The following is a 4,203-nucleotide window of genomic DNA, read 5'->3' on the forward strand; positions in this document are numbered from 1 at the left end:
TTAAGTTGTGCGTTGGAAAGTGCAAGACTATCTACTTCCTTTAGAAACGGATATTCTTTTTTATATTGTGCAGGTGTATTGTTTAGCATTTCTCCTGTTTTTTTATAGTATTCTATTTTGTCATGTAGCATTTTGTTGTATATAAATCTTACACAACCAAATACTTTAGCAAAATATTCTTCTTGTTCTTTTGTTGGATATATCCTGTATTTATAAGCCTTTAGCAAAATTACACCTCCTTCCTGTAATACTGATTATATCATAAAAAAGAATTTATCAATCAACATTCATCACCCACTTATAGAAGTGGGCGACTTCTGTTACTCTTTAGTTAAATACTTTATAGTCTCAAGATCTTTTTCATATTGTTCTTCGGTATATTCACCCCATGGAATCTCATGCTCTTTTAAAATTTCTATAAATTCTTCTAAACTTCTACCCGCTAATTCTGCCGCCTTTGCTAATGTAACTTTATTTCTTATAAATAGTAAAATCGATAAAGCTAAGTTAACTTCATCTTCTAAAAACTTTTTATCTTTAGGTAAAAACAACAAAAATTCAGGCTTTATATTTATGCTTAAGTTATTCATAGTATCACCCGAAAACTATTATACTTCTATTAACGTATTTTTATTAACCAAATCTAAAACTTCTGCTCCACTTATAGGTTTACTAATATAATAGCCCTGAATACAGTTACATCCCATCTCATTTAATAAAATCAATTGACTTTTTGTTTCTACTCCTTCGCCTACTATATCATAGCCAAATTCCTTTGTTAATCTGATAAAGCATTCAAGCATCTTTCTCGTTCTATAATCATCTTCTATAGATTTTATAATATCCCTATCTACCTTTATTTCATTTATGGGTAAGGTAAACAAATTAAATAGCTGAGAATACCCTCTTCCAAAATCATCTAATGATATCTTAGCTCCCATTTCTTTTAAACCCATTAAAGTATTTTTATCTTCTTCATCTAAATCCTTAAGTTGTCCTTCTGTCAGCTCAAAGGTTATTCTTTTAAAATCTATTTGATATCTATCTTTCAGAATGTTAAGTTCGCCATTCTTATGAAAATATTTTAACTGCAAAGGTGATATATTAATATTAACATTTATATCTAGATTGTCTTCCTTCCATTTTTTTATTTGTTTAAATATCTTTTCTACTATCAAAATACCAAATTCATTAATCATACCCAATTCTTCTAAAACAGGGATAAATTCTGCTGGCGATACTTCTCCTAAAGTATCATTTTTCCATCTTGCAAGTGCTTCAACCTTTTTTATCTTTTTTTCTTTCAAATTATAGATTGGTTGATATAATACATAAAATTCATCATTATTTATTGCCTTTTTTAACTCTATAATCAACCTTGTTTTTCTTTTCATATATTCTTCTATCTCTTTAGTATATATCGTAAATCTTGACTTTCCATTAATTTTTGAAAAATGCATTGCAAGTTCTGCTTTTCTTAAGATTTCATTTAATTCTTCTTTAGTTTGAACTTCATATATTCCTACGCTTATGTTTGTAATTATCTCTTTCATTTCAAATATATATAATTCCTTACAAATTTTAATTACTTTATCAATAATTTTTGTTACTCTATTCATTGAGTAATTTTTAAAAACCAAAATAAACTCATCAGCATTAAGCTTGAAGACCTCAAATGAGCCTTTTCCAATATCTATTAGTTTAAGTCCTAAATTAATGATTATCCGATCTCCTATCTCATAACCATAAATATCATTAATATATTTAAAATTATCAATATCAATATATGCAACAATAATTGATTTTCCATTAATATTTTGAAGTATATTTTTTAATTCTTCTTTACTTTCTATAAAAACGTTCTGATATGTCCTGGAAGCTAATGAATCCAACAGAATCCCCCCATTATGTTTATAAATTTAAGGCAGTAAGGTAACACCTTACTGCACAGCTTTATACTTTAAATTTGCTTACAATTTCATCCAAGTCCTTTGCCATTGTATTTAAATTTTGAGCAGTTGCCGCAACTTCTTCAGAGGATGCTGAAAGTTCTTCTGAAGATGCTGCGACTTCTTCTGAAGCTGCACTATTTTCCTGAGTAATAGCACTTACTGTTTCAAGTTTTGATAATACTTCATCCTTTGATTTTACTATCTCATCCATAGCTTCATATGTCTTATTCATTAGTGGTGCAATATTTTCAATAGATTCTAGAATCTCAGCAAATGCTCCAACGGTATTTTCTACAGAGCTTGTTTGGGATTTTATAAAGCTTTCAACTTCATTAGATGTATTTATAACTTCCTCAGTATCTAATTGTATTGACTCAACAAGCTCAACTATCTCACTTGTCGACTTTTTAGACTCTTCTGCCAGCTTTCTTACCTCATCAGCAACAACTGCAAATCCTCTTCCTGCTTCTCCTGCCCTTGCTGCTTCAATCGCTGCATTTAATGCTAAAAGATTTGTTTGTTCTGATATTGAAGTTATTACATCAGTTATATTGCTTATCTGTTTTACTGAGTTTGTTAGGTTGCTAACTTTTGTAACAACAACTTCAAAGGCATTTCTTATTTCTTCTATAGATTTAACAAGCTTATCCATTTCCTTTTTGCCGTGGTTTGCTCTATCTGTTGTTGTGTTCGTTTCATTTTTTACATTCTGAAGTTCCTTATACACATTTTCTATATTGTTAGTCAATCTACCCATTAGATTTACAATATCCTGTAAATCATTAGCCTGTGTTGATGCTCCTGCGGCAACTTGTTGCATCGTCCTTGCAAGTTCCTGCGATGATGACGCCATTTCTTCTGAAGTTGCTGAAAGGGAATTTGAACTGATACTTAAATCCCTTGATTTATCCTTAACACTTGCAATAATTTCCCTCATATTGTTTATCATATTGTCCATCGCAATTCCCATTTGAGCAATTTCGTCATTTCTTTTATAATTTTCATTGATTGTGCTAATCGTTAAATCGCCTGATGCTATAACCTGCATTTTTTCTTTTAATCTATAAATTGCTTTAATTAAAGTATTTGACGAAATATATAAAGCTATAGCCATCAATCCAAAAACTATAAGCCCTACTACAATAAAAATCATTATATTTTTATTTATCGCTGCTTGAACCTTTTCCATAGAAAAACCAATATTTACTGCTCCAATATGTTTACCATCAATAAAAACAGGTAACAAGACATCATAAACCTTTACTTTTTTAGCCTCATAAAAATATATAGAACTATAAGGCTTTCCATCTACTGCTGCTGTTTTGCTACCTTCATCGCTAAGCTCAATTCCTATTCTTTCTTTATTACTGTGGGCTACTGCTCTTAAATTCTTGTCAATAAACAAAGCATATACTATATTTTCTTCTTTCCCCAAGTCATCAACAATCTCTTGATACTTTTTAATATATAATTTTTCTTCCATTGAATCATTTAAGCTAGCTAAAGATTTATGGCTATCTTCGATCCTATCTATTACTTGTTGCAAAATAATAAAGCCATTTCTTCTCATTTCATTAAGTATACTTTCTCTCATTATATATGTTGATATAGCTCCTATTAATATTTCCCCAACCAACACAATAATTAAAGGAATAACAAATATCATCGTTTTTATAGACCCTTGCCTAGTTTTTTTACTTTCTTTAGTTTGCTTCATAGTTTTCCCTCCCATCCAACTTACACCTTTTGTGAAATTTAAACGTGATTTTAAGTTATATTTTATTATTATTTAAAATCACACAAATTTCATTATATAATATTACACATCATTGCACAATATTATATTAATTTACTTTATTCGACATTTTTACTGTAAAAAATATTATGTAGAAAAGCATAATACAAAATAAAAAAGAGCCTATATAAGCTCTTAAAATAAAAGTTAAATTATATTCTTAATCAATAACTCCTTCCATTTGCATCTTTAATCCGATAGTGTCAAGATATTGTAGGTTAATTTTTATAGACAACCCCTTAAATTAGCTAGTTTCAAGGCGTTTGTTAAATTTAAAAAACTTAAATTATATTTTCATATTTTATTGATTTTAATATCCTGTAAATTGGCGTTACTTTCCCTATGTTCAATATCGTTATATTATTCATAACTTCACGTGAAGATTTATTTATCTTTCTTATCGCTTCTTTTATTTTCTTCTTACTTACCTTGAAGGCTTTTTCATCTTCCTTAAAC

At 28.9% G+C, this 4,203-nt stretch carries 4 protein-coding genes; all 4 read right to left on the reverse strand.

Annotated features, from left to right (window positions below):
- On the reverse strand, window positions 1–227 hold a 227-nt coding region (locus Q3V94_RS06675), incomplete at its 3' end, for a helix-turn-helix domain-containing protein (protein WP_303526194.1).
- A gap of 93 nt (window positions 228–320) precedes the next feature.
- The gene (locus Q3V94_RS06680) at window positions 321–590 is read right to left on the reverse strand and encodes a UPF0175 family protein (protein ID WP_274767288.1); all 270 of its coding nucleotides are present in this window, start codon (window positions 588–590) and stop codon (window positions 321–323) included.
- Window positions 591–608: 18 nt separating this feature from the next.
- The gene (locus tag Q3V94_RS06685) at window positions 609–1,892 is read right to left on the reverse strand and encodes a bifunctional diguanylate cyclase/phosphodiesterase (RefSeq protein WP_274767287.1); all 1,284 of its coding nucleotides are present in this window, start codon (window positions 1,890–1,892) and stop codon (window positions 609–611) included.
- A gap of 61 nt (window positions 1,893–1,953) precedes the next feature.
- A complete protein-coding gene (locus Q3V94_RS06690) occupies window positions 1,954–3,669 on the reverse strand; it encodes a methyl-accepting chemotaxis protein (protein ID WP_303526199.1) in 1,716 nt (571 codons plus the stop codon).
- Between the last annotated feature and the right edge of the window lie 534 nt (window positions 3,670–4,203).

Source organism: Caloramator sp. CAR-1 (genome assembly GCF_030546345.1).
GTDB lineage: Bacteria > Bacillota > Clostridia > Clostridiales > Caloramatoraceae > Caloramator > Caloramator australicus.

What these genes read in the sequence shown, in the direction of transcription:
- Q3V94_RS06690 (WP_303526199.1), bottom strand. Translation starts at nt 3,669, where the DNA reads ATGAAGCAAACTAAAGAAAGTAAAAAAACTAGGCAAGGGTCTATAAAA.
- Q3V94_RS06680 (WP_274767288.1), bottom strand. Translation starts at nt 590, where the DNA reads ATGAATAACTTAAGCATAAATATAAAGCCTGAATTTTTGTTGTTTTTA.